General features: G+C 70.8%; 20 protein-coding genes. 10 read left to right on the top strand and 10 right to left on the bottom strand.

Annotation, left to right across the window (positions count from 1 at the left end; all coding sequences use genetic code 11):
* Window positions 1–15 precede the first annotated feature (15 nt).
* The 7 genes from AMK31_RS34410 to AMK31_RS34380 all read right to left on the bottom strand — a co-directional run bounded on the left by AMK31_RS34410 (window position 16) and on the right by AMK31_RS34380 (window position 7,677).
* Window positions 16–1,353 (bottom strand): CpaF family protein, encoded by a 1,338-nt coding sequence (locus AMK31_RS34410; protein ID WP_073944661.1) that lies wholly within the window; start codon window positions 1,351–1,353, stop codon window positions 16–18.
* Window positions 1,354–1,379: 26 nt separating this feature from the next.
* Window positions 1,380–1,763, bottom strand: coding sequence for a TadE/TadG family type IV pilus assembly protein (locus tag AMK31_RS34405; protein WP_073944660.1), 384 nt, complete (start codon window positions 1,761–1,763; stop codon window positions 1,380–1,382).
* A 1-nt stretch (window position 1,764) separates the two neighbouring features.
* Window positions 1,765–2,184 (bottom strand): TadE/TadG family type IV pilus assembly protein, encoded by a 420-nt coding sequence (locus AMK31_RS34400; protein ID WP_073944659.1) that lies wholly within the window; start codon window positions 2,182–2,184, stop codon window positions 1,765–1,767.
* Complete coding sequence (locus tag AMK31_RS34395) at window positions 2,181–3,437, bottom strand: AAA family ATPase (protein ID WP_073944658.1); 1,257 nt, start codon at window positions 3,435–3,437, stop codon at window positions 2,181–2,183. Before AMK31_RS34395 ends, AMK31_RS34400 begins: the two co-directional genes overlap by 4 nt.
* A gap of 9 nt (window positions 3,438–3,446) precedes the next feature.
* On the bottom strand, window positions 3,447–4,154 hold the full coding sequence (gene cpaB, locus AMK31_RS34390; protein WP_073944657.1) for a Flp pilus assembly protein CpaB: 708 nt from the start codon (window positions 4,152–4,154) through the stop codon (window positions 3,447–3,449).
* A 68-nt stretch (window positions 4,155–4,222) separates the two neighbouring features.
* Entirely contained in the window at window positions 4,223–5,047 is an 825-nt protein-coding gene (locus AMK31_RS34385; RefSeq protein ID WP_073944701.1) for a hypothetical protein, read from the bottom strand.
* 713 nt (window positions 5,048–5,760) lie between these two features.
* Complete coding sequence (locus AMK31_RS34380) at window positions 5,761–7,677, bottom strand: helix-turn-helix domain-containing protein (RefSeq protein WP_143204288.1); 1,917 nt, start codon at window positions 7,675–7,677, stop codon at window positions 5,761–5,763.
* A 238-nt stretch (window positions 7,678–7,915) separates the two neighbouring features.
* Between AMK31_RS34380 and AMK31_RS34375 the strand changes: the two genes are divergently transcribed.
* The 3 genes from AMK31_RS34375 to AMK31_RS34365 all read left to right on the top strand — a co-directional run bounded on the left by AMK31_RS34375 (window position 7,916) and on the right by AMK31_RS34365 (window position 11,450).
* Window positions 7,916–9,664 carry a hypothetical protein gene (locus tag AMK31_RS34375; RefSeq protein WP_073944656.1) on the top strand — a complete coding sequence of 583 codons (1,749 nt, stop codon included), beginning with the start codon at window positions 7,916–7,918 and terminating at the stop codon, window positions 9,662–9,664.
* Between the two features lie 82 nt (window positions 9,665–9,746).
* The gene (locus AMK31_RS34370; protein WP_073944655.1) at window positions 9,747–10,511 is read left to right on the top strand and encodes a hypothetical protein; all 765 of its coding nucleotides are present in this window, start codon (window positions 9,747–9,749) and stop codon (window positions 10,509–10,511) included.
* Window positions 10,512–10,748: 237 nt separating this feature from the next.
* The gene (locus tag AMK31_RS34365; RefSeq protein WP_073944654.1) at window positions 10,749–11,450 is read left to right on the top strand and encodes a hypothetical protein; all 702 of its coding nucleotides are present in this window, start codon (window positions 10,749–10,751) and stop codon (window positions 11,448–11,450) included.
* Window positions 11,451–11,502: 52 nt separating this feature from the next.
* Here the strand turns inward: AMK31_RS34365 and AMK31_RS34360 are convergent, their stop codons facing one another.
* Window positions 11,503–14,319 (bottom strand): SpoIIE family protein phosphatase, encoded by a 2,817-nt coding sequence (locus AMK31_RS34360; RefSeq protein ID WP_073944653.1) that lies wholly within the window; start codon window positions 14,317–14,319, stop codon window positions 11,503–11,505.
* An 89-nt stretch (window positions 14,320–14,408) separates the two neighbouring features.
* Here AMK31_RS34360 and AMK31_RS34355 point away from each other — a divergent pair, with 89 nt between their 5' ends.
* Together AMK31_RS34355 and AMK31_RS34350 are read left to right on the top strand one after the other, a co-directional pair.
* On the top strand, window positions 14,409–15,533 hold the full coding sequence (locus AMK31_RS34355; protein WP_073944652.1) for a PP2C family protein-serine/threonine phosphatase: 1,125 nt from the start codon (window positions 14,409–14,411) through the stop codon (window positions 15,531–15,533).
* Between the two features lie 33 nt (window positions 15,534–15,566).
* Complete coding sequence (locus AMK31_RS34350) at window positions 15,567–16,226, top strand: TetR/AcrR family transcriptional regulator (RefSeq protein WP_073944651.1); 660 nt, start codon at window positions 15,567–15,569, stop codon at window positions 16,224–16,226.
* A gap of 10 nt (window positions 16,227–16,236) precedes the next feature.
* On the opposite strand, the gene AMK31_RS34345 is transcribed toward AMK31_RS34350, so the two are convergent.
* On the bottom strand, window positions 16,237–17,886 hold the full coding sequence (locus AMK31_RS34345; protein WP_241842819.1) for a carboxylesterase/lipase family protein: 1,650 nt from the start codon (window positions 17,884–17,886) through the stop codon (window positions 16,237–16,239).
* A 26-nt stretch (window positions 17,887–17,912) separates the two neighbouring features.
* Complete coding sequence (locus AMK31_RS34340) at window positions 17,913–19,157, bottom strand: choice-of-anchor Q domain-containing protein (RefSeq protein ID WP_073944650.1); 1,245 nt, start codon at window positions 19,155–19,157, stop codon at window positions 17,913–17,915.
* A 543-nt stretch (window positions 19,158–19,700) separates the two neighbouring features.
* On the opposite strand from AMK31_RS34340, the gene AMK31_RS34335 reads away from it, so the two are divergent.
* The 5 genes from AMK31_RS34335 (at window position 19,701) to AMK31_RS34315 (ending at window position 24,038) form a co-directional block, all read left to right on the top strand.
* Window positions 19,701–20,378, top strand: coding sequence for an esterase/lipase family protein (locus tag AMK31_RS34335; RefSeq protein WP_443333946.1), 678 nt, complete (start codon window positions 19,701–19,703; stop codon window positions 20,376–20,378).
* Window positions 20,379–20,629: 251 nt separating this feature from the next.
* Entirely contained in the window at window positions 20,630–21,373 is a 744-nt protein-coding gene (locus AMK31_RS34330) for a class I SAM-dependent methyltransferase (RefSeq protein WP_073944648.1), read from the top strand.
* Window positions 21,374–21,576: 203 nt separating this feature from the next.
* Window positions 21,577–22,161 (top strand): helix-turn-helix domain-containing protein, encoded by a 585-nt coding sequence (locus tag AMK31_RS34325; RefSeq protein ID WP_073944647.1) that lies wholly within the window; start codon window positions 21,577–21,579, stop codon window positions 22,159–22,161.
* Between the two features lie 153 nt (window positions 22,162–22,314).
* A complete protein-coding gene (locus AMK31_RS34320) occupies window positions 22,315–23,112 on the top strand; it encodes an aldolase (RefSeq protein ID WP_073944646.1) in 798 nt (265 codons plus the stop codon).
* Complete coding sequence (locus AMK31_RS34315) at window positions 23,112–24,038, top strand: dihydrodipicolinate synthase family protein (protein WP_073944645.1); 927 nt, start codon at window positions 23,112–23,114, stop codon at window positions 24,036–24,038. Before AMK31_RS34320 ends, AMK31_RS34315 begins: the two co-directional genes overlap by 1 nt.
* The last annotated feature ends 119 nt before the right edge of the window (window positions 24,039–24,157 follow it).

The raw sequence follows: 24,157 nt of genomic DNA, 5'->3' as shown, positions 1-24,157 counted from the left end.
ACGCTTTCCTGCCTGCTACCTGGCTTCTCGGATGGCCAGCTGGTCGGTGGACTCGGCGACGCCGAAGGCCTGCGGCACGGGCTGGCTCGCCATGCGGAGGCGGTCGGCGGTGCGGCGCGGCAGCGGGTGGTGCGCGAAGGCACCGTGGATCCGGCCGTCGGCGGCCATGGGCCGGGCGGTGAACCGGGCCACCGTGACCAGCCGGTACGGTTCACCGCCGTGGCTGTCGAGCACGGCGATCTCGGTGATCCGGCGGGCGCCGTCGGCGAAGCGGGTGAGCTGGACGATGACGTCGACGGCACTGTTGATCTGGTCGTGCAGGGCGACGAACGGGATCTCCACGTCGGACATGGACGCGAGGGTCTGCAGCCGCATCAGGGCGTCCTCGGCGTTGTTGGCGTGCACGGTGGCCAGCGAGCCGTCGTGACCGGTCGACATCGCCTGGAGCATGTCCAGCGACTCGCCGCCGCGGACCTCACCGACGACGATGCGGTCGGGGCGCATGCGCAGCGAGTTGCGCACCAGGTCGCGGATGGTGACCTGACCCCGTCCCTCGACGTTCGGCGGGCGGGACTCCAGCCGGATGACGTGCTGCTGCTGGAGCTGGAGTTCGGCGGAGTCCTCGATGGTGATGATCCGCTCGCCCTCGGGAATGAGCCCCGACAGGGCGTTGAGCAGGGTCGTCTTGCCGGTGCCGGTGGCGCCCGAGACGATGATGTTGAACTTGGCCTGCACCAGCCCGGCCAGCAGGAGGAGCATGTCCTCGTCGAGCGAGCCGAAGCCGATCAGCTCGTGCAGGGTGAAGGAGCGCGGGAAGCGGCGGATGGTGAGGACGGGGCCGGTCAGGGACAGCGGCGGGATGATGACGTTCACGCGCTCGCCGGAGGGGAGGCGGGCGTCGACCATCGGATTGGACTCGTCGACCCGGCGGTTGACCGTCGAGACGATCCGCTCGATGGTCTGCATCAGCTGGTCGTTGGAGGGGAAACCGAGGGCGAGCTGCTCGACCCGGCCGCGGCGCTCCACGAAGACCGAGTCCGGGCCGTTCACCATGATCTCCGTGATCGACGGGTCCTCCAGGAGCGGTTCGAGGATGCCGAGGCCGAGCGCCTCGTCCACGACCCGGCGGATCAGCTGCGAGCGCTCCACGGTCGACAGGACCGGGCCCTCGCGGCTGACGATGTGCCCGAGGACCCGCTCCAGCCGCGCCCGGCGCTCGGCGGCGGCCAGCGAACTCATCTCCGCGAGGTCGATCTCCTCCAGCAGCTTGGTCCGGTAGGAGGCGACCAGATGACCGTCCTCCCCACGGCCGGCCTGCCCCTCGGGGGCGTTGATACGTGCGCGCAGGCTCATGGCTGTGCAGGGCTCCTCGTACTTGGTCAGCGGTCGAGCGGCATGGTGGCGGTCCGGCGGGCGTCGCCGATCGGGTCCCAGAGGGGAATGACCGACGGGATGCGGACCGTGGCCGTGACGGTGGCCGTGTCCCCGCCGGGAGACTGCTCGCAGACGATCTCGTCCGCGAGCCGGCTGCTGACCGCCCGCTCACACGCCCGCTGATCGTCCAGACCCAGGGAGGCGGCCCGCGCCCCGGCCCGGGCCGCCGTGCCGGCCTGCTGGGCGGCGTGGGCGACGAGCCCGATCTGGACGGCGGCCATGCCGACCAGAAGCAGGAGCGGAAGGGACCCGAGGTATTCGAGGGCGGCCTGACCCCGGTCGTCGTGCCGGTGGCTTGTGCGGTCGCGGCGCCCGTTGGCGTACGTCATGTCAGTCCGTCACCTCCCCGACGGCGCCGGCGCGGCCGTGCAGCGTGACGGGGAAGCCGATCGTCCCGGGGAAGAGGACCGGCACCTCGAGGCCGACGTCGGCCGTGACGAAGCCCGTCCTGTCCAGGGAACAGCCGATGGTCGCGCCGTCCCGCCATGCGCTCGGCAGGTTCTTCCGTCCAGCCCGTTCGCAGGCGTCCTGCCGGTCGCCGGTCGCGGCCGTCCCCGCCCGCACCGCCTCGTCCGCGGCGTTCCCCGCGAGCGTGTACGTGTATCCGAGCAGCACGCACTGCCACAGCAGCACGAGCGTGATGATGATCACCGGTGCCATGCCCAGCAGCTCGACGGCGACCTGGCCGCGGTCCGAGCGGAATGCGCGCCCGGATCCCCGGCGAGCCGAGGACGTCGCCCGCGCGCTCATCGCCCCGCCTCCTTGCGCCGCCGGACACGCAGCGGCCCCCGGTCGCCCCGCAGCCGTCCGCCGCCCTTGCGCTCGGCGTCGGGGGCCTTGACGATGCCCAGCTCGCCCGCGAGAGCCCACAGGGCCTGCTTGACCGTGCTCTTGTCGTCCAGCTCGTGGATGCGGCCGGCGTCGACCGCGCCCTGAAGCTCCTTGAAGTTCGCGGGGATCGCCGTGCCCGCCAGCCCCGCGCCGGTGATCTTCCGGACGAGGGGCGGCTGGATGTCCGTATCGCGGCTGTGGCGGTTGACGACGACCGTGGTCTCCTCGGCCTTGCGGATCTGGAGCCGGCCCCACATACGAACCGTCCGTTTCGCGGCGCGTACCGCGACCACGTCCGGGGTGGTGAGCAGCAGCGCGGTGTCGGCCATCTCCACGGCGGCCGCCGCGGCGCCGCTCATCTGGGCGCCGCAGTCCAGGACGATCACCTCGTAGCGGGAACGCAGGACGCTGACGAGCTGGCGGGCGGCCCGGTCGGTGACCTCCTCGCCGCGTTCGCCCTCGCCGGGGGCGAGCAGCAGCGCGAGACCGGTGCCGTGGCGGTAGACGGCGTCGGCCAGGACGCGGGGGGAGATGTCGGTGATGGCGGCCAGGTCCACGACCGAGCGGCGGAACCGGACGTCCAGGTAGGAGGCGATGTCCCCGGCCTGGAGGTCCATGTCGACCAGGGCCGTGCTGTGGCCGGAGGACTGTGCGGCCAGGGCGAGGTGGACGGCCGTCAGGGTGGCGCCCACACCGCCCTTGGCGCCGCTCACCGTCACCACCCGCCCGCCGGTGCCGGTGAACACGTCGCCGCCGTGCCCGAGATGGCGCCGTACGCCCACGGACCACTGGGCCACCGCCTGTACCCGGCTGACCAGTTCCTCGTAGCTCAGGGGCAGGGCCACCAGCCCGCGCGCCCCGGAGTCCATGGCGGCCTGGAACAGGGTGGGGCCGGCGTCGGAGGTGACCAGGATGACGCCGACGGCCGGGAAGCGCAGCGCCACTTCGCGGATCAGCTCCAGGGCGGGGACCGGGCCGACGCGCTCGTGCACGACCACCACCTCGGGCAGTTCGTCGACGGACTCGGCGGCCAGGCGCGCGAGGGTGTCGACGAGCTGGGTGGAGTCGGCGACGGGGGTCAGGGGCTCCGCGTCCGGGAGCTGGCTGAGCAGTGTCGTGAGGGACCGGACCGCGTCCGCGTCACCGACAGCCGGGAGGATCCTCGTGGGCATGCGGGCCTCTCACTTGTCCTTCGCGAGTTCATAGGTCCGGTCCTCGGCGGGAACGCCGCTGTCGCCGCCGGGCGCGACCAGCGCGAGCCGGACGCGCTGGGCGAAGGACTCGGCGTAGGTGACGCGCTGGGCGTCGGTGGTGTCGAGCGCGAAGGTGATGGGGACGGCCTCGCCGAGCTTCGGCTCCCTGCCGTCGGAGACCGGGTCCAGAGCGGTGATCCGGCCCACGTCGAGCACCTTGGCGCCGGTCACGATGACCTTGGACTGAGCGGGATCGCCCTCGTGCTTCCCCGGGAAGGTGGCGTACACGTTGACCTTGGAGCCCGGGGTGATCTTGCCGGCCACGCCGGTCGCCGCGTCGATCATGATGGCGACCTCCTGCTGTCCCGGCCGCAGGACGGGCTGGTCCACGATCATGTCGCTCTGCAGCAGGGAGCCCTGCCGGAGTGTGGTGACCGCGGTCTTCCCCTGGATCCGGGTGATGTCGGTGACGGCGTTGGGCGACAGCCACCGCTTCGGCATCTTGATCTTCTCGAACTGGCTCGTGGCCAGCGGCGTGTACGGCTTCACATCGGTCTTGAGCCGGTAGGCCGTGACCTCGGGTCCGACTTTCGACTTGGCGTCGTTGATCACGGACAGCACGCCCGCGAACGCGCCGAGGGCACAGAGGACGGACAGGAGCAGAAGTATCACGCCGCGGCGCTGACGGGAGTTCATGAACCGTGCAACCTCATCGGGGGATATCGGTCGAGCAAAGTGGGACAGTGGGGCCGGCCGGCGCGGGCTCACTCCGGGGACGTGTGAGCCTCACGAACGGGCTCGTCACCGGCCGGCGCGGTGGCCGAGCAGAAGACGCAGTGGTCGCCGATGACATCGATGCCACACCAGTGGCACACGCTTCGACGCGCCGAGGTGACCAGCTGGTACAGGACCAGCGGGTCGGGCAGGTAGGTGCAGAACTCGACCAGCTTTCCCGTCCCCCACCATGCCGCCGACTCGGCCGGCAGCGCCGCCTCGCGCAGCCCGGCCATGTTCCAGGCCGGGGCCAGGGTGGCGCCGGCCCAGTCCGACTCGAGCCGGCCCTTGGCGACGAGCATCCAGCTGCCGAAGTCCGGTCCGGTGAGGGTGGCTTCGCCGCCCACGCGGATCAGCTGGGGGGCGGGGTGGGCGATCACGCCGAACCGGCTGCCAGGCATCCACGACTTCGCGTGCGCCTTGAGTCCGACGGGCACGCGGTCGAGGCGGATGACGGAATTCAGTACGGCGCCGCAGTGGACGTAATGGGTGAGCAGCGTCCCGGCCGAGGCGAGCACGCCGGGGCTGATCCCACAGGCGGCCAGCTGCCTCAACTGGCGTGCCAGCACGGCGACACCGAGAGGCGGCAGCTCCGGCCGGAACAGGGCGATGCGATCGCTCTCCAGCAGGGAGCGTACCGCGTGCAGCCGGCGATTCACGGCCGCCGGGACGGCGTCCGAGTAGACGACGATCACGTGCCCGTGCCGGTCGAGCAGGGTCCGCACGGCATCCACGGAATGTTCCATCGGCTGCCGGTCCAGATCGTTCAGGACGGCGGCGGGCACGGTGCGGTCGTCCTGTGCGGGCAGCGCCATGTCGGCGCTGGTGACGGCGATCGCAGTGGACACGCGGGCTCCTTGTCTGACGGCTGTCGGCACACCTGCCTTCCTGGGGTGCGCCGAATCGATTCGGAACGGCAACGGCGCTTCTTGTTCTCGCGGTTGCCTGCCGTCGGTCATGACCGATGCGACCGCACGGAACGTCTCGGCTCGTGTCCGGAGCTCCATTCGGATCCCAAGCTCCATTCGGATCCCAGCTTCCGGGCATCAGCCGCTGAACCAGTCATCTGGCGCAGATCTAAGGCCGTGAGGGAAAACTCGTCAACATAAGTGGCCGTACGTTGTGCCATCGGCCCAATCCGCAATGCATGGCACATCAATGGGCAGACCGGCGGCACAGCCGGCGATCGCCCGCACACCAAGCTTTTTCCGTCTCACGCGTTCGTCACGTTCCTGCGAAGCTTCCGACCCGGTTCCCTGGAGAAGACGCTACGAACGAATCAGGGCCCATGACAGGGCCGCCGTACCCAGGCGGGCCCATAACAGGCCCAATTGACGTCCGGGCAGTGGACTGCCGGGGAGCTGCCGCCCTTGCCCGTACGGTCACGACCACGGGCGCGTGGAACGGCAAACGGGCACGGCGGCCGCCGGATCGGGCAGGCCGGCGCTGTGAGCTGCGCGACCAGGCCGGCCGGCAAGGGAAAGGCGGGCATGCACGGTCGGCGATTCGGGGGCCCAGGCTCAGCGGGTCAGTCATGGCGCGGGGCCAAGGTGTCGAGCAGGCGCTGCATCCGCAGCGCGAGCTGAATCTCGAGGCTGTGCGAGGGGTCCTTCCAGCGGGGCCCGATGAGCTCGGTGATCTTCTCCAGGCGCTGGTACAGGGTGTTGGCGTGAATGTGCAGCTCGCCGCAGGTCCTGGCGTGGTGCCGGGACTGATCGAGATACACGCCCAGGGTGTGCGCGAGCGTACGCCGGCGTCGTCGGTCGTGTTCGAGCAACGGGCCGATGGTGAGGCGCACGAACGCGGCTATCTCGTCTCGCCCCGCCTGATTGAACAGGCCTCGGTAGACGCCGAGTTCGGACGCCTGGGCGCAGGTTCCCGGTCTTCCGAGGGCGTTCAGCACGGTGGCTGTCTGCCGGGCCTTCTCATGGGAGTCGCGGGCAGCGCGGCTGCCACCCGAGCAGGACGCGACGCCGACCGTGCAGGGCAGCTCCGTTCCGGCGGCGAGGGACGTGAGCCGGTCCCGTACCTCCACGGGGGAGGCCCCGGCGATCAGCGCGACGACGTGGTCCGAGTACTCGGCCGACCAGCCGCCGAGCTCGGACACGAGCCGCTGCCCCCACTGGACGGCTCCGTGGGAGTCGTCGGGCGCTGGATCGAGTACGGCGACGGCCGTGATCCTCTCCATGTCGATTCCCGCGGACCGGGCTCTTCGCCGGGTGGTCGCCTCGTCGATGTCCGAGGAGAGCAGCGCGTTGATGACCTCGCCGCGGTTGCGCCGCTCGGCTTCCGCGAGGGAGCGCTCGGACATGACGACCAGCGCCACCGAGGTCGCGCCGATGGTCAGCAGATGCACGGCCTCGTCGTCGATCGGTGTGGGCGACGCCGCGACGAGGCAGCCGGCGTATCCGCTGCGCAGCAGCACCGGGACCATGACGCGCTCACCGTGCTCGTCGCGAAGCCGGCGAGGGGCGGGATCGCCGGCGAGGCCGACGAGCTCCCTGACCCCGCCCGGCCCGCCCGGCACCCCCACGGGTGACCCCGCCAGCCGCTTGTCGAGGTGGTCGAAGACGGCGACCGGTGTGCCCAGCGCGCTCTCGAGGGCGGCGGCGATCTCCTTGAAGCCCCCTCCGTGGATGATCACGCCGGTGAGTTCCTCGCGCAGCTCGATGGCGCGCTGACGCACGTTGTCGGTGTGGGTGAGGTGCTCGTAGGCGGTCTGGAGGTCGCGGGCCGTGGCCCGGTACTGCTCGAACAGTCGTGCGTTCGTGATGGCCACCGCGGCATGCGACGCCAGTGCGGCCAGCAGTTCCACCTCCCGCGCGACGAAGAGCCGCGAGCGCCGGTCGGCGGCGAACAGGACACCGATGGTCTCCTCCCCGGCGATCAGCGGGACCCCGAGGATTCCGCCCAGCCGTTCGTCGGCGGCCGCCGCGTCACTCGACGGGGTGTGGGGGAAGCAGGTGTCGTCGAGGTACGCCTCGCTCCAGACGGGCCGGCCCGTGCGTACGACCTCGCCGCCGAGACCGCTCTGTGAGGGCAACCGGATGCCGCGCAGGCTCGATCCCATCGATCCGTCCGCGACGTCGATGCGCAGTGTCCCGTCCGCCTCGGTCAGCATGATGTACGAGACGTCGACGCCCAGCAGGCGCCGTGCCTGGACGGCCACCTCCTGCAGCACCTCCGAAGAAGCCCTCAGTGACGCGAGCCGCCGCGCGAGACCGTTGAGGACCCTGAGCTCGTCCGCGTGCCGCTGCTGTTCCGCCAGCCGCTCGCGGAGCGCGAGCGTACGCAAGGCCTGGACCTCGATGGCCTGATGTTCGTGCGCCGGCGACTCGGTCAGCCGCAGGCGGCGGTAATCCTCGATCTCCACGGACGTCCAGCCGTCGGTCAGCATGTCGAGCCACGGGTCACCGGACGAGGTGGTCGGACGTCGGTCTTCCATGCTCTCCATGATGCGGCCGTGGTTTCCGAAGGCCATGGAGCGATCGACCACACCGTCACACCAGGGATGGAGATTCTCTCCATGGCCGCACACCGCGTGACGGCGTCATGGCTTTGGGCCTGCATTAGGCCCCGATGGGCACCGGGGGCCCTGTCGCCGAGTCCTGGTCCGTTCCTACCGTCATACCCGCCGAAGTGGCCGTATACGAGTAGCGGTTGGACGACCGAGAGGCTGGAGCATGCGTGGTTCGGAACCGGAACGGACGGTGCGCGGGGGCGCGACGGACGCGGACCGTGGACAGGGGACCACGGAGTATCTCGGTCTGGTCGCGGTGGTCGGAGCCGTCGTCCTGGCCATTGCGGGAACCGCACTCGGAACGGACGTCGACCACAAACTGATCTGTCAGGTCGAGCGACTGGCCGGCGGCGGCGGATGCGGCGGAAAGGGCGACGACGCGGGCAAGCCGCCGGGGGACGGTGATCCCACCGGCGGTCCCGAGGCGCCGCCGCCGGACGACGATCCCTTCCAGCCGGCCAAGTGTCTGCTCTCGTCGGAAGAGACGAAGGACACCGTGGTCGTGCAGATCCTCTTCATCAAGATCTCCTCCAGCGAGCAGATCAAGGTCCAGCAGTGGTCGGACGGCTCGGTGACGCTGGAGCGCATGGCCACCAAGGGCGGGGGAGTCGCCGGCAGCATCAGTGCGAGCATCCCGGGTCTGAAGAACTGGGGCGGAGGCGCATCGCTGGGCGGCAGCTACGTCAAGAGCAGCGGCAGCGGCGGGCAGTGGATGTTCAACGCCCACAAGTCGGACGACCACCAGAAGGACCTGGAGGAGAACCTCAAGGACGCGAAGCAGTTCGCGGAGTTCCTCAAGGCGGCGGAGAAGTGCCGCAGCCGCCCGGCGGGCCCTCATTCCACCGAGCTCGGCATGGTCTGCGGCCACCACGCAAAGAAGAAGAAGCCCGACGTCGATCCCGAGAAGGCTCCGGACGTCGACATCACCAAGACCACGACCGACGTGTCGGGCGACGTGAGCTTCGGCGGGAAGTACGCCAAGGACGACAAGAAGCTGAAGTCCCTGAAGGACGACATCGCCAAGGAGATCAAGAAGGCCAATCCGGGGGCCTCGTCCGCCGAGCTCGCGCGCAGGACCAAGCAGGCCCAGGAGACCCTCGTCGGCTCCGCTCCGGACACCAAGGGCGTCGGCGGCGGCTCTCTCCAGGGCCTGTCCGGGGCCATGAGCAAGGACGTGGTCGTCATGCGCACGAAGACCGGTCCGGACGCGGGGAAGGTCACCTTCGTCTACACCTTCTCCATGGGCGGCAGCGCGGGCGTGGGAGGCAAGGCCGACGGCACGCACATGCAGCAGATCGCCGTCACCTACGACGCCGCCGCGTACGACAAGGAGGTGAAGGAGAAGAAGCCGCACCGCCCCGAGAAGCTGAAGATCGTCACGAGCGAGGAAAGCGGCAGGGGCGGCGGCATCAACGTCGGCGGCTCCGTGAACACCGGCCCGGTCACGATCGACATCGGCGCGGGCGGTGGCAAGACCCATTCCACGCTGCACACCGAGAGCGCCGAGATCGTGCTGACCGACGACGAGGACCGCACAGCCGTGGAGGACTGGATACGCGGCCGCGGCGGCAACCCCGCGGAACGAGGCGTCCCCTCCCCGAGTGACCTCGCGGACAAGTCGTCCGCGACCGCGGGGCCGATCGAGCGCCTGCTGCACGACAACGCCCAGATCTCCAGCCTGGACTACGACGTCGACACCGACTGGTGGAACGCCTCCCTCGGAATCGGCTTCGGCCTGTCCGCCGGCTCGCTCGGCGTGGGATTCAAGCTGTTCGGCATCGACGTCACACACGAGGAGAAGACACAGACCATCACCGGCAACCCGACCTACGCGGGTGCCCCGCAGGTGGACGGCAGCAGGCCGTGGAAGCCGTTCACCAAGTGCTCCGACACCAAGCCCATCACAGCCTGAGCGGTGTCGCGGCGACCTGACCGCTCTCCCGCACCGCCAGGACCGGCCCGCATCTCCGCCGCGGCCAGTCAGGAGATTTCCCATGCCTACTTCTGCTCTTCCCGTCACGCCCGGGCGCGCCACCGGTGCGCACCAGGGGCCACGTCTGGCGGCCGCCCAGTTCTTCGCGCAGGCGCGTGCCGCTCAGGCAGCCACCACGCTTCCGCCGCTGGTGGACGGGGACTGCGCCAGCAGCCCCGACGGGCTGGAGTGGTGGCGCCGCGACGGCCGGTGGGAGAGGCCCGACCGGCCGGGCGGGCCGGTCCTGTCCGATGACGTGGTGGCCGGCTGGTGGGAGGAGCGCGCTCGGCCCGACAGCCGGTTCGCACTGGTCCACCGGCTCGCCGCGGGCGAGGTCCAGCGCATCACCGCCCCTCGCTACACCAGCCGCTTCCAGGGGCTGAGCTCGGTCGGGGGCGAGTTCATCCGGGAGGAGACCGTCACCGGCGACCAACTGCGGCACCTCGCCGCGCACGCGGCCGTGTCACCCAGCAGCAGTGCCCACCTGGAACTGCCTTCCGGCATCGTCACCCTCCACTCCGACATCGTCGGCGACGTCTTCTTCCTGCCCGTCGGCACCGGCTCCCGGCCGGCACCGGCCGGGCGGGCGGCAGCCGTGGCGAGGACGCCTCGGCCGGTGGTCCCGCCGGCCGACGGGGAGGCCGTGTCCTGGTTCGGCGCGAGTGAGACCCCTGATGCGCAGGCCGCCGTAGCCGGGGACGGCGCTGACGACGGCTTTCCGGCGGAGCCGCCCGCGCTGCCCCGTCGGACCGTGGCCGGCAGGCAGCCGCCGCGTGGAGAACCGTGATTCAGGTCCTCGGTTCCGTGCGGATCGTGGAGCATCTCTCCACCGGTCCCCGCTGAACACGGACGTTCTCGCCGTTCGGTTCCCAGGCGCCGCGTGCTTCCATCGTCGCGAGCCGTGCGCAGGCCACCGGTGCACCGATGCGAGGGCATCGCGTCGGGCGTGCTCAAACAGACATTCCGTCTTCCATCAATCAGTCATGCGCGCAACATCCTGCTCGCTGCGTCCAAGGAGAATGGCGTGACCCGTTTTGTCCGGCTGAGATCGGTTGTGACCGAACACCCGATAGGCGTCGTCATGATCGTCGGCCTGTGTCTGGCCGCGATGGGCGGGGCGGCCGAGTGGATGGCCCGGGAGGCTGTCGCGGACCGGATCCGGAAGGACCCGGGCCTCGTCGGCGCCGACGCCACGGTCCGGCAGCGCGACGGCTGGGCTCTGGCCGCCCTGACCGGGGAACGACTGGAACAGGTGGACGTCGTGGCGGACAACGCCACGCTGGGACCGTACACGGGCGTGTCGATCCAGCTCGAGGTGTTCGGTCTTCGGCTGGGCTCATCGCCCGACTTCGAGCGTGTCCACGGGATGGCCATCGTGGACGAGGACTCCATGGCGGAAGCCTTCAGGAAGGTGGCACCGGGCATAGGGGTGACGTCCGTGGCCATGAACAGGCAAGAGGGGACCGTCACCGTGGAGACAGCCGGGATAGGCGCGCCGAGGCAAATGGTGCTGGAGCCGGAAGTGGATCACTCCGGTGGCCTAGCCCTGGTACCGGTGGACGACGGGAAGGCCGCGGGAGAGGGGCTCTCCGGCGACAGCGAGGCCGAGCCCCCCGGAGTGAAGGCCGCAGCCGAGGCCCTCGGCCTCAAGGTACGGGCGGCGGCGGTCATGGGAGACGGCCTGCACATCGTCATGGACAGTGGCCCGGGCGAGCTGAAGTCCTGACGCACGGCCGAGCCGGGGAAGGGCTCGGCAGGCGCTCACAAGCCGGGATCAATCAATCCTGATCGAGGTCGAACTGATCCAGGTCGAACTGGTCGAGGAGGAAGCTGACCGGTGCGGGGTGTGAGGCGCCGGAAGCGCCGTCCTGGAGGAACTGTTCCGCCCAGATGACCTTGCCGCGGGGCGTGTGCCGCGTTCCCCATCGCTGGGCGAACTGCGCCACCAGGAACAGCCCCCGTCCGCCCTCGTCCGTGGTCGCTGCCCGCCGCAGGCGTGGCGAGGTGCCGCTGCCGTCCGACACCTCGCAGGTCAGACAGCGTCCGTGCAGCAGCCGCACGCCGATCGGCGGCGAGCCGTACCGGATCGCGTTCGTGACCAGCTCGCTGACGATCAGCTCCGTGGCGTATCCGGTCTCCTCCAGCCCCCACTGCGCCAGGGTCTCCCGGCAGCGCGCCCGCACCGAGGGCACCAGCGCCGGGTCCGGCGGCACGTCCCACTCGGCCACGCGCGAGGGCGGGTAGATCCGGGTACGTGCCGTGAGCAGCGCGATGTCGTCGAAGGAGGGCGACGGCTGCAGCGCGTCCATCACCGCCTGACACGTCTCCTCCGGACTGCGGTCCCCGAAGCCGTCCAGCGCCCGGCGCAACCTCTCCATCCCCACGTCGATGTCCTGGGCGCGGTCCTCCACCAGGCCGTCGGTGTACAGCACCAGCTGTGAGCCCTCCGGCACGGTGAACTCGGCGGTCTCGAAGGGGTAGCCGCCCAGACCCAGGGGCGCCGAGGCCGGGACCCCGGGACAGGTGACCGTCCCGTCCGGGAGCAGCACCATCGGCTCCGGGTGTCCCGCGCGGGCCATCGTGCAGGACCCCGCCACCGGGTCGTAGACGGCGTAGAGACAGGTCGCGCCCGTCACGCCCTGCCCCTCGTGGCCGTTTGCGGCGTCGTCCGCGCCCTCCTCGTTGTCCATGCGGACGACCAGGTCGTCCAGGTTCCCGAGCACCTCGTCCACGGGCAGGTCGAGGGTGGAGAAATTGTGCACCGCGGTGCGCAGCCGGCCCATCGTCGCCGCCGCGTGCAGGCCGTGCCCGACGACGTCACCCATCACCAGGGCGACGCGAGCCCCGGGCAGCGGGATGACGTCGAACCAGTCCCCGCCCACTCCCGCCTCCGCGGGCAGATACCGCCAGGACACCTCCAGCGCGTCCTGATCCGGCTGACCGCGCGGCAGCAGGCTGCGCTGCAGTGTCACCGCCATCGCGTGCTCCCGGGTGAACCGCCGGGCGTTGTCGAGGGCCACCGCCGCCCGGACGGCCAGCTCCTCCGCGATGTCGAGGTCTTCCGGTTCGAACGCCGGGGAGTCCGCCGTCCGGTAGAAGTTCGCCACGCCCAGCGCCACGTGCCGCGCCCGCAGCGGCACCGTCACCAGCGACCGCAGCCCGCACTCCAGGGCCTTGCGGGCGCGCTCCGGATCCTGTTCCCGCCAGCCTCGCGCCTGCGACAGGTCCGTCTCCAGCAGGCCCCGCCCTTCCTGCAGCGTCCGCATCTGCGGGGTGTGGACCGAGAACGTGATCACCTCGCCCAGTCGATACACCGGCACCCTCTGGTGGTCGCCGCCGATCGCCGCCCGGCGCAGATGCCGCCAGCCCTCCGCCGTCGGCTCCCATCCGCGCAGCACCGCGTCGAGCAGATCCACCGTCACCAGGTCGGCGAACTGCCGCGCCGCGACGTCGGCCAGCTCCTGCGCGGTACGCCCCACGTCCAGCGTCGTCCCGATGCCCATCCCGGCCTCGTACAGCAGCTTCAGCCGCTCGCGCGCGACCTCGGCCCGCCCCGAGACCGCCGCCAGTTCCGTGGTGTCCCGCAGCGTCACCACGGAGCCGGCCCGGTCGTCGTGCGGGTACGTCGGCCGCTTGTTCACCGCCAGCATCCGGTTCCCCACGCTGTGCACCTCGTCGGTGACCGCGTCCGGCGACGACAGCAGGCGCAGCATCGGCTCCGGCAGTCCCAGCTCCCGCACCGGACGCCCCTGCACCTGCTCCGGCAGTCCGAGCAGTCGCATCGCCTCGTCGTTCGCCAGCAGCAGCCGCCCGTCGGGGCCGATGATCAGCACGCCTTCGCGCACCGCGTGCAGGACCGCGTCGTGGTGCTCGTACAGCTGCGCCAGCTCGACCGGGGCCAGGCCGCGGGTCTGCCGCCGCAGCCGCCGGATCACCAGCGTGGTTCCCGCGATGGCCAGCACGAGCGCTGCGGCGCCGCTGCCCAGGATGATCGGCAGCTGCGGCAGCCACAGCTGCGCCACGTTCTTGACCGTGAGCCCGGCGGAGACCAGGCCGACCACCTCGCCGCGCGAGTCGGTCACCGGGACCACCGCCTGCACGTTCGTCCCCTTGCCCACGGGCAGCGGCGGACCGCCGGCCTGCTCGACGACGGTACGGCCCTGCAGCGCCGGTTCGATGGTGCCGACGAACTTCTTCCCGATCTCCTGGGGGTACGGGTACGTGTAGCGAATCCCCTCCGTGTTCATGGCGACGATGAAGTCCATGCCCGCGCGCTTGCGTGCCTCCTCGGCCCGCGGCTGCAGCACCGCCGACGGGTCCGGGCTCTGCAGCGCCGCGGCCGTGCCGGGGGCGTTCGCGAACGTCTGGGCCGCGACGACCGACTCCCGGCGCCCTTGCTGCAGAGCGTCACTCGCCGCCTGGAGCACCATCCCCACCACCGCCGCCGCGACCAGCAGGACCACGATGACGATCTGGAGCAGAAACACCTGACCGGCCGCACTGCGCAGGTTCAGCAGCGAGGCTCGGCCTTCGCGAGAACGTCCGACAGACGGATGACGTTCCGGGCTCCGAGGGCGCCCGGAAAATACCTCCATACACCCTTGATAGCACCACTCGGGGGAGCTGACGCTGGCGCGCGCCCTCTCACGAAACGAAGCCCGTTATGCCCCGATAGGATACTTTTGTGATCAGAACAGGACGGCCTCGGCGTCACCGCGCCCCGTACGGTGGCCGGCGCGAGGCCGTAGTGCTGTCCCCCCTGATCCTCACCCTCCTCATCTCCGGCCTGGCCTTCGCCACCCCCAGGGAGATCGCCTTCAGCCGTCTCCTGCCCGCCGCACCCGCCCTCGCCGCCGCGATGTGGCCGGTGGTGCCCACGATGCTGCTGGGGGCGTTCTGTCTGCTCGTCATGATCGTGCTCAGCCAGTTCTACTCCGATCTGGGGACGCCCTACACGGCGGCCGCCATCGTCGCGGTCACCTTGGCGGCCGCGTACACGAGCCGTCTCCGGCTCCAGCGGGAGGAGGCCCTCTTCCAGGTCCGGCTCGTCGCGGACGCGGCTCAGAAGGTGCTGCTGCGTCCCATGCCCTGCCGGGTCCAGGACGTCGAGATCGAGTCGCTGTATCTGGCGGCCCAGGAGCAGGCCCGGATCGGGGGCGACTTCTACGAGGTGGCCGACACGCCGTACGGGGTCCGGCTGCTCATCGGTGACGTGCGCGGCAAGGGGCTGTCGGCGGTGGGCGCCGCCTCGGCGGTGATCAACTGCTTCAGGGAGAACGCGTACGACCAGCCCGACCTGAAGGGCATCATCCGCCGCCTGGAGACCAGCCTGGGCCGCTACAGCCTGGCGATGCTCGACCCGGACCAGCCCGAGCACTTCGCCACCGCTCTGATCGCCGAGATCCAGTACGGCGGCGGGGTGGTGAGAATCCTCAACTGCGGGCACCCCCCGCCACTGCTGGTGCGGAGCGGGGAGATCCGCGTCCTCGAGCCCAGCGCTCCCTCGCCGCCCCTCAACCTGGCGGCGCTCCTCGGAGCCGACTACAACGTCGACACCGTCGCCTTCACCTCGGGCGACCAGATGCTGATCTACACCGACGGCGTGACGGAGACCCGGGACCGCACCGGTACGTTCTTCCCGCTGCCGGAGTGGATGCGGCAGCTCGGCCCGACGGCGCCCCGAGAGCTGCTGGACCGGCTCCACCAGGACCTGCTCCGCTACAGCGGCGGAAGACTCGACGACGACATCGCGGCCGTTGCCGTCCGCTGCGGGGGTCCCGGGACCCGAACGGGCCCCGCAGACGGCTGAGCGGACACCGGGTTCTCGCCTAGAGTCGGCTGTATGACGCAGGCACCGGCCCAGGACCGCGGCGCACGGTCCCGCGACGCGATTCTCGACAGCGCCGGCGAGCTGATGTCGCGGCACGGCTACGCCGCGACCTCCATCTCCATGATCTCCGCCGACTGCGGTCTGCCGGCCAGCTCCATCTACTGGCACTTCGGCAGCAAGGACGGGATCTACGTCGCGGTGCTGGAGCGTGCGAGGACCGCGCTGCTGGCGGCCCTGCCCCCGGTCGAGGTGCAGGGGGCCGATGCCGGGCAGCGTCTGCACGTCTTCCTCGCGCAGGTCCAGGCCGCGCTCCAGTGTCAGCCGCGTGGTGTGAAGCTTCTGCTGGGGCTGGGCCTGGTGCAGCAGGACGCCGGCGCGGCGGCAGTGGCCGAGGTGCACCACTACCGCGACGCGCTGGTGGCCTGGTGCCGGGATGCGCTGAGCGCCGTGTTCGGGCTGAACGAGCGACCGGAGGTCGCGGACGAGCTGGCTCGCTTCACTCTCAGGATGGCGAGCGGCACCGTCGTCGCACGCTGGTTCGATCCGAGTGCCGTCCTGGACACCGAGCCGTTGCACGTCGCCTTGCTCGCGCTCGCGGCTCACCACGGCGTGCTCGCGGACGGGACCTCCGGTGACGATGCCCTGTCGCGTGACGGCACGGACAGGGCATGACGCCCGGCGGTCAGGTGGGGGAGGGGTACCAGAACGCGCAGTGGTGGTCGGCCGCGAAGCCGGTGGTGGACGCGACCCGGTCCGGCGCCAGCACCTGGACGCGGTCTCCTTCGGCCGTGTGGCGGGGCCAGGCGGGGACATGGGGGCCGTTGGGATCGCCGGTGGCCGCGAACCGTGCCCAGTAGGAGGTCATCGTCGCGGACAGCCGCCGCTGGGCGGGCGTCAGGCGCATCGCGTCCATGGGAAAGAGATACGCCAGTTCGGAAGCGTGGAACGCGCCCTGCGGCGTGTGCGGCGCCGGGATGAACGGTGGCGCCTCGGGGTCGTGGAACTCGTAGGCGTAGACGGGCGTCCGGGTGCCGTACAGCCGGCTGTCGGCCCGTGCCGGGCAGGCGAACCGCTGGTCGGTGTTGACGGCGGAGTAGGCCAGGTTGGGGGAGGGATACGCCGAGGCCGGATACGTGCGCAGGACCGCCGCCGCGCGGCCCCCGTGCTGGAGCCCGACCAGGGCGGAGTACGAGGCGGGAGTCAGCGGGCCGCCGCCGAGCAGGTCCACGTACAGCGCGGTGAAGTACCGGTACTCGTCGTGGGTGCTGCCGATCAGCGTCGGGACGGCGTTCACTCGTCCCTCGGCCCACGCCCTGTCCGGAGCGCGCGGGAGGACACGCGGCCCGGTGTTCGGACCCCACAAGGAAGCCGTCCCGGTCCCGGTCCCGGTGCCGCGCAGCAGCTCGCTGGTGGACAGGGCGCGCAGACAGGCCGCCGCGGTCGCCGGGTCCGGGCAGCCGGCCGAGGCCGCGAAGTCGGCTCCTCGCCGCTCGGCCGCGCCCAGCGTGAGCGGGGTCAGTCCACCGTCCGAGGCGCAGCTCCCGCTCTGCTGGATCGCCCGCTGGAACAGGCCTTCGGCGGTCGGGGAGGCGATATGGGCGCAGGTGTCCACGGATCCGGCGGACTGACCGCCGAGGGTGACCCGGCCGTGGTCGCCGCCGAAGGCGCCGATGTTGCGCCGGACCCAGCGCAGCGCGGCCTGCTGATCCATCAGGCCGTAGTCCCCGGAGGCGTGGTCCTCGCTCTCCGACGACAGGGCGGGGTGGGCGAGGAAGCCCAACGCTCCCAGGCGGTAGTTGACGGTCACCACGACCATGCCGCGCGCGGCCAGCGCCGAACCGTCGTAGTCGCTGCCGGCGCCGTAGGCGTTGCCGCCGCCGTGCAGCCACACCAGCACGGGGAGGGGCCGGCCGCCGGTACGGGCGGGTGTCCACACATTGAGGTACAGGCAGTCCTCCGTCGTGCTGCCGGTGCGGTTGGACGCGCCGGGCAGGACGGGGCCGCCGTCGGGGAGCAGTGTCAGCGGCAGCTGGGGGCAGGGATGGGCAGGCGCGGTGGCGTCCCGCACGCCCGGCCAGCGCTCGGCGGGCCGTGGGGGACGCCAGCGCAGCTCGCCTGTCGGCGGGGCGGCGAAGGGGATGCCCTGGAAGACCCGGATGCCGTCTCCGTGCGCCGCGCCGCGCACCCAGCCGCGGTCGGTGCGCAGGACCAGGGAGTCATGAGCGGCGGCGGCCGTGCTCGGGGCGACGGCGAGGCAGGACAGCAGCAGGGCCACGACCGCGATCAGGCCGAGGGCCGGGGCGCCGCGCGGGCTCGGCGATCTCGTCGCCACGCCTGATGCCGGTGCGGGCGGCGCGGTCATGACGTCTGCTCGTAGGCGCCGATGTCGCAGGCGGCACCCTGCGGGCGGGCGACACCGCGCTGATCGGTGGCCGGGCAGTCGGCCGCGGCGTCCAGGGCGGGGCTTCCCGGCAGCAGCGCGGCGGTGTCCGTGGGGCCGCCGTTGTCGGCGAGCGGGCCGACCAGCGGCGTACGGCTGGGCAGGTCGCCGGCGGCGGTGAGCCGGCAGCTGCCGTCACCGTCGATGTTGTGGCCCTCCGACGCGATGGTGGCGAAGGCCCTCTCGCAGTCGGCGGCCCTGCCGTCGACGGTGTTGCCGGCGATGACGGAGTTGCGCAGCGTCAGCCGCCCCAGGGGCAGATCGATGATGTCGGGGATCGGGGAGGGCAGGCTGTCGAGGTAGGCGGGGGCGATGTTGATGCCGCCCCCGCCGTCACTGGAACTGTTCCCCGAGATCGTCGAGTTGAGGATCGACACGGTTTCGCGGCCGCGGATGTCGATGCCACCGCCGTAACCGGCGAGGCTGCCGGGGCGGTCGCCCGGGTTCGTCACCCGGTTGTCGGCGACGGTCGAGTTGATGACGGTTCCGCCGTCGTCGAACCTGATGCCTCCGGCCTCTCCCGAGACGTTCCCGCTGACGGTGCTCTCGATCAGATCCAGGTGCGAGCCGGGGGTGTTGAAGATGCCGCCGCCGTAGCCCGCGGAGTTCCCGGTCACGGCCACGCGTCGCAGCGTCATGTGGTGCCCGTTGGCGATGCCGCCGCCACCGGTGTCGGTGACCGGCAGTTCGCGCTGCTTGGCCGTGCCCCCGGTGATCGTCAGATCGGACAGCCGGGTGTCCGCCTGCATGCGGAAGGCGCGGTCCAGGTGGTCGGCGTCGATGATGGTGGTCCGCGCGCCGGAGCCGCGGATCGTGGTGGGCACGGCGACGTTCAGGTCACCCGTGGTCGGGTCGGGGTTGTCGCCGATGATCAGGCGGGGATCGGGCGGGATGGACAGCCGGTAGCGGCCGGGAGGCAGGATGATGGTGCTGCCCTGGCGGGCGTTGGCGGCCATCACCGCGGCACGCAGGCTGCACGTGCCCGACGCGGTGCGGCACAGACCGTCCGACGGGTCGGCGTCGACCGCGTCGGACGTGGTGTCCACGGTGAACTCCGTGGGCCCGGCGGCCGCGGGGGCGGCGGCGCCGGTCGTGGGCGCGGCGAGTGCCAGGGCCGTGGCGAGGCCGACGGTGAGTACCACCGGGCCGGTTCGCAGGTTCATCGGATGAACTCCTCTCGGCGAGGGAGGAAGACTCGGCTGCTACGAGGACGTGTCGCCGCGTCGGAGCGGCGAGGCAGGCCGGGCAGGAGCGCCGGCGGGAGGTGAAAGGCGTGAACGGCGTGAACGTCGTGAACGTCGTGAACGGCGTCTGAGCCGTCCGCGCTCTGTAAGGAGCGTTCCATTCACGGAGTTCCGTGTCTACCGAGCGGTAGAGGAGTGACCGGATGGAGACGGGACCCCGCAGGGGTGAGTGGGAGCCGCGGGAGGCCTGAGGGGACGGGCGGAAGACCTCGGCGGCGACCAGGCGAAGAAACCCGACGCGCACCTCTTGACCATCCGTACCTACTGGTCAGTACGCTCTCGCCACCCTCAGAACACCAGCGCTTAGCCCCCGTGCCGCCGCGGCGCACCCGCCCCCCGGCACGCTCCCGCACGCCCACAGGCCGAGTCCGTGTTCCCGTGACCCGGGCAGCGCCCGACGCGGTCTTTCAGCCAGACGGCGCCGTCGAGCGCTTCCCCCGAACCCCACTGTGAGAGTCCATCGTGAAGAAAACCCTCATGACCGCTGCCGCCGCCGTGGCCGGCGCCCTCCTCGCGGTGCAGGCCCCAGCTCCCGCCCAGGCGTCGAGCAGCTCCACCGCCGATCCCGTCCTGTTCGTGCACGGCTACACCGGTGACGCCGGCAACTGGAACGTCATGGCCGACCGATTCAGAACCGACGGCTGGCCGTCCTCCCACCTGGACCAGTGGTCGTACGACTGGCGCCAGTCGAACGCCACGACGGCCCGGCAGCTGTCGGCCGAGGTCGACCGCCTGCTCGCGGCCACCGGCGCCGCCCGAGTCGACATCGTCAGCCACTCCATGGGCGGGCTCTCCTCGCGCTACTTCCTGAAGAACCTCGGAGGGACCTCCAAGGTCGACGCCTGGGTGTCGCTGGGCGGCCCCAATCACGGCACGGACAGCGCCAACAGCTGCTTCGACACCTCCTGCACCGAGATGCGTATCGGTTCCGGCTACCTCGCCGCACTCAACTCCGGAGACGAGACACCGGGCTCATCCCGCTACGCGACCTGGTGGTCGCCTTGCGACCTGGTGATCAACCCGGACAGTTCCGTGCCCCTGTCCGGGGCGGCGAACACCAGGACCGTCTGCCTCGGCCACTCGGACCTGCTCGTCGACGCGACGGTCTACGCCCAGACCCGGGACATGATCAACCGCTGACCCCCGGCGGCCGCGAGAACCGCGCGGCAAGGTCACCCGACACGCGTCTGGCGCGACGCCCGAACGTCTCCCGAGGCGGTGTTGGGTGATGCGAGGGTCGCCTGCCGACTTCTTCGTGCCATCTGCCAGTACGGCTGCCGGAACACCGCGGAGCAGACTCTCTGCCACGGCCAAGTCCCGCCCTCCGCCTCCGAGTTGCGGAGGGCGGGCGTGGCGACGTTCAGGATCTGATGTGAAGAGGGGGCGGCACGGTGAGCGTGCAGCAGTACGACGAGATCGGCGAGGCCTTCGAGGGGTTCAAGTCCCTCCCGTTGATGCGTTACGGGGAAGTGCCGAGCTTTCTGGCAATGGTCGGGGACGTGCGCGGCAAGTCGGTTCTCGACGTGGCGTGCGGCACCGGTTTCTACAGCAGGGAGTTCAAGCGGCGCGGCGCCACGGATGTCTTCGGCGTCGACATCTCCGTCGAGATGATCGCCGCCGCGCAGGAGTTCGAGCAGCGTGACCCGCTGGGGGTGCGCTACGAGGTCGGTGATGTCGGCGAGCTGGGGTCGCTGGACCGGCGTTTCGACGTCGCGTTGGGCGTGCAGTGCCTCAACTACGCCGAGGACATCGCGGAGATGGAGCGGATGAGCCGTAACATCCACCGGAACCTGGTGCCGGGCGGAGAGTTCTTCGTGCTCTCACAGAATCCCGATTACAAGTTCGACTGCGCCTCCCTGGACAGGTACGGGTTCCGCTGCGAGCCGACCGGCGAGGAGATCGAGACGGGTCCGCGGGTGCGGGTCACGGCCCTGCTCGAGCCGCAGCCGATCAGCATCGTCTCCACGGCCCCGCGCCGCGACGTCTACGAGCGGTGTCTGCGGGCGGCCGGCTTCAGTGACGTCGAGTGGGTTCCGCTGCAGGTGTCGGAAGCCGGCATCCGTGAGTTCGGCGAGGACTTCTGGGCGGACCTCTACACGAGCCCGCCGCTGGAGATGCTGCGCTGCCGCGCCTGACCGCCCGCCGGGCCGGCCTTTGACACCGGCACGGCCCGGCGGCCGGTAACGCGTCCTCACGCGGACGCGCGCCAGGGCCCGCCTTCCGGATCACGCCAGGCATGATCCGGAAGGCGGGCCCTGTATGCCGAACACGCGGGGCACGCCGCGACATACTGTGGCGTCGTCCGGCCGACGCTCGGGCGAGGGCACGAAGGGGAACTGTGATCAATCGGGTGCGACAGCTACGCAAGCAGCGACTGATGACGCTGGAAGCGCTGGCCGAGCGTGCCGGTGTCACCAAGAGTTACCTGTCCAAGGTCGAACGCGGCCGGAGCGTCCCGTCGATCGCGGTCTGCGCCTCTCTCGCGAAGGCTCTGGATGTTCCGTTGGACCATCTCTTCGCCGAGGCCGAAGAACTCGCCGAGGTCACCGTCACCCGGGCCGGGGAACGCCGGCCGCTCACCCCTGACCAGGAGGAATCCGGCACCCGCTATGAGGGCATGGCGCTCGAAGCCGGCACCAAGAGCATGACTCCTTTCATGCTCTACCCCCCGCATGACGCCGACCGCGTCCCCTTCCGTGACCATCCCGGCGAGGAGTTCCTCTTCGTACACCAGGGGGAGGTCGAGCTCATCCTTCCGTCCCGCACCATCACTCTCCACACCGGGGACTGCGCCTACTTCAAGGCCACCACCCCGCACAAGGTCCGCTCCCTCGGCGCCGAGCGCGCCACCCTGCTCCTCCTCGTCGCGGATGACCAGCTCCCTCCGGACGCTCCGCAGGCACCGCACTCCCGCCTTCCGTGATCCGCGGCCGAGGGGAGTCCGGCCACGCGTCTCAACCTCTTGGCGCAGGACACAAGGTGTCCTATGGTGAACACAGTTTCCTCGGTGTCGCTTTCTCCGGGCACACGGACGTGGGGCCCGCCGACAGGCCGGACCCCTGGACTGGAGCAGAAGATGTCAAGCACTCTGCACGATCCGAAGCACGTCCTCGTCGATCGCGTCAATCGGCAGATGGACGAATTCTTCGGCGATTCCCGGCTGACCACGCGGCAGAAGCTGGCCCTCACGTGCCGCATCGCCTACGACGGCGGCCACGACTCGGGGCTGGCCGGCCAGATCAGCGCCCGTGGACCGCAGCCCGGCACCTACTACACCCAGCGCCTCGGCCTCGGCTTCGACGAGATCACCGAGGACAACCTGCTGCTGGTGGACGAGGACCTTCAGGTTCTCGAGGGGGAGGGCATGCCCAATCCCGCCAACCGCTTCCACTCCTGGATCTACCGGGTACGCGAGGACGTCAACTGCATCGTCCACACGCACTCGCTGCACACGGCTGCGCTCGCGATGCTGGAAGTGCCCCTGGTGGTTTCGCAGATGGACACCACGCCCCTGTACGACGACTGCGCCTTCCTCAAGGAGTGGCCGGGCGTTCCCGTGGGCAACGAGGAGGGCGAGATCATCGCCGCCGCCCTCGGTGACAAGCGCGCCATCATCCTCGCCCACCACGGCCAGCTCGTCACCGGCGCCACCGTCGAGGAGGCCTGCAACCTGGCCGTGCTCATCGAACGCGCCGCGCGCCTCCAGCTCCTCGCCATGTCCGCCGGCACCATCCAGCCGCTCGATCCGAAGCTCGCCCGTGAGGCCCACGACTGGACGTCGACCGACCGCCGCAACAAGGCGAACTTCGCCTACTACGCGCGCAAAGCCCTGCGCAACCACCCCGACTGTCTCTCGGGCAAGGTGGAACTCTGATGACCAATCCGCCGCTGAAGGGCATCATCTCCTACCCCATCACCCCCTTCGACACGGCCACCGGCGAGGTCGACCTGGCCGCGCTCGGCCGGCTCACCGAGGACCTGGTGGCCGCGGGGAGTCATGCTGTCGCCCCGCTCGGCAGCACCGGCGAGAGCGCCTACCTCCGCGAGGACGAATGGGACGCCGTCTGCGAGACCACGCTGCAGACCGTCGCGAGCAGGGTCCCCACCCTGGTCGGCGTCTCCCACTGGAGCACCGAGGGCACGATCCGCCGGGCTCGTGTGGCCGCCCGCAACGGGGCCACCGCGGTCATGGTGCTGCCCCAGGTGTACTGGAAGCTGACACCGGCCGAACTCGAGCGGCACTACGCGGCGGTGGCGGCGGCCACGGACCTTCCGATGATGCTCTACAACAACCCGGGCACCAGCGGGGTCGACCTGCTGCCGCAGACCGTGGTCGCTCTCGCCCGCAAGATCCCGAACCTCACCATGGTCAAGGAGAGCTCCGGCGACGTCGCCCGCTTCCGTGCCCTGCGTGAGCTGTCCGACGGGGCGCTGTCCGTCTACAACGGGAGCAATCCCGTCGCGCTGGAGGCGTTCCGTTCCGGCGCCGCCGGCTGGTGCACCGCGGCACCGTGCCTGGCGCCGCGGTGGGTCCTGGAGCTGTACGCCGCGGTGACGCGCGGGGACGACGAGCGGGCCGACGCGGTTCTGGCAGAGCTTCTGCCGTTCCTGAGGTTCATCGTCGGCCATGGCCTGCCGCGTGCCATCAAGGCGGGGCTTCGGCTACAGGGCCGCGGGGCCGGCTCTCCGCGGACGCCGCTGCTGCCGCTGCCGGACCAGGAGACCGAGCAGCTGCGGAAGATGCTGGAGCACCTGGCGGAGCACCCCCTCATGGACGGTGCAGCCGCAGGCACGTCATAGCCGGCTGCCTGAGACCGGCCCCTCGTGCCCTGCGGTCACGACGTGCGCCGCCCGGGAAAGCGACGGCCGCCCGGTGAGAGGAGCACGGCCCTCTCACCAGGCGGCCCGCCCCGGGGCCG

The organism is Streptomyces sp. TSRI0107, from assembly GCF_001905845.1.
Classification (GTDB): domain Bacteria; phylum Actinomycetota; class Actinomycetes; order Streptomycetales; family Streptomycetaceae; genus Streptomyces.
This window is presented reverse-complemented; position numbering and strand designations above follow the sequence as displayed.

Excerpts from the sequence above, each read along its gene's own strand:
- AMK31_RS34410 (WP_073944661.1), bottom strand. The coding sequence starts at position 1,353 with ATGAGCCTGCGCGCACGTATCAACGCCCCCGAGGGGCAGGCCGGCCGT.
- AMK31_RS34405 (WP_073944660.1), bottom strand. The coding sequence starts at position 1,763 with ATGACGTACGCCAACGGGCGCCGCGACCGCACAAGCCACCGGCACGAC.
- AMK31_RS34400 (WP_073944659.1), bottom strand. The coding sequence starts at position 2,184 with ATGAGCGCGCGGGCGACGTCCTCGGCTCGCCGGGGATCCGGGCGCGCA.
- AMK31_RS34395 (WP_073944658.1), bottom strand. The coding sequence starts at position 3,437 with ATGCCCACGAGGATCCTCCCGGCTGTCGGTGACGCGGACGCGGTCCGG.
- cpaB (WP_073944657.1), bottom strand. The coding sequence starts at position 4,154 with ATGAACTCCCGTCAGCGCCGCGGCGTGATACTTCTGCTCCTGTCCGTC.
- AMK31_RS34385 (WP_073944701.1), bottom strand. The coding sequence starts at position 5,047 with ATGGCGCTGCCCGCACAGGACGACCGCACCGTGCCCGCCGCCGTCCTG.
- AMK31_RS34380 (WP_143204288.1), bottom strand. The coding sequence starts at position 7,677 with ATGGAAGACCGACGTCCGACCACCTCGTCCGGTGACCCGTGGCTCGAC.
- AMK31_RS34375 (WP_073944656.1), top strand. The coding sequence starts at position 7,916 with ATGCGTGGTTCGGAACCGGAACGGACGGTGCGCGGGGGCGCGACGGAC.
- AMK31_RS34370 (WP_073944655.1), top strand. The coding sequence starts at position 9,747 with ATGCCTACTTCTGCTCTTCCCGTCACGCCCGGGCGCGCCACCGGTGCG.
- AMK31_RS34360 (WP_073944653.1), bottom strand. The coding sequence starts at position 14,319 with ATGGAGGTATTTTCCGGGCGCCCTCGGAGCCCGGAACGTCATCCGTCT.
- AMK31_RS34350 (WP_073944651.1), top strand. The coding sequence starts at position 15,567 with ATGACGCAGGCACCGGCCCAGGACCGCGGCGCACGGTCCCGCGACGCG.
- AMK31_RS34340 (WP_073944650.1), bottom strand. The coding sequence starts at position 19,157 with ATGAACCTGCGAACCGGCCCGGTGGTACTCACCGTCGGCCTCGCCACG.
- AMK31_RS34320 (WP_073944646.1), top strand. The coding sequence starts at position 22,315 with ATGTCAAGCACTCTGCACGATCCGAAGCACGTCCTCGTCGATCGCGTC.
- AMK31_RS34315 (WP_073944645.1), top strand. The coding sequence starts at position 23,112 with ATGACCAATCCGCCGCTGAAGGGCATCATCTCCTACCCCATCACCCCC.